Annotated in this window: 1 pseudogene; it reads left to right on the top strand. The window is 43.5% G+C overall.

The window, feature by feature from the left end:
- Positions 1 to 722 (top strand): annotated as a pseudogene (locus C9J46_RS21390) (arginine decarboxylase); the annotation flags it as partial.

Genomic DNA, 722 nt, shown 5'->3' on the forward strand with positions numbered 1-722 from the left:
ACACTGACTGACGAAGTAAACCGCGAAGCGATCATCTTCCGTCAAAACATGCGTCAGCTATTCAACAACTACACCAATGACAACGATTGGTTCTTCAAACCTTGGAACGCAGAAACTGTTACAGAAATGAACGGTGACAAGGTTAACTTTGAAGATGCATCTGTTGAGTCTCTAATGACTATCCAAGAGAACTGGAAACTAACTCCTGGCGACAAGTGGCACGGCTTTGACGAAATCGACAATGACTGGTGTATGCTTGATCCAATCAAAGTTAGCTTGCTAACTCCTGGACTTGACGACAACGGTAACTTCCTAGAAACAGGTGTTCCAGCAGCACTTGTGACTGCATACCTAGGTCGTTTCGGTATCGTACCAACACGTACTACTGACTTCCAAGTAATGTTCCTATTCTCAATGGGTATTACTAAAGGTAAGCGTGACACATTGATCAACACATTGTTGTCATTCAAGCGTCACTACGATGCTAACGCAGATATCGAAACACTATTACCTGAGTTAGTTGCATCAGCACCAGAAGTATACAAAGGTCTTGGCCTTAAAGATCTTGGTGAGCGTATGTTTAAGTACCTAGTACGTCATAACCCAAGCCAAGTACTAAACCACGCTTACTCTAGCCTTCCAGAGATGGAAGTGAAACCACGTACTGCTTACCAGTTCGTCGTATCTGATGAAGTTGAGCTAGTACCTTCTGACAAGCTAGT

The sequence above is a fragment of the Photobacterium sp. GB-36 genome (genome assembly GCF_003026135.1).
Taxonomy (GTDB): Bacteria; Pseudomonadota; Gammaproteobacteria; order Enterobacterales; family Vibrionaceae; genus Photobacterium.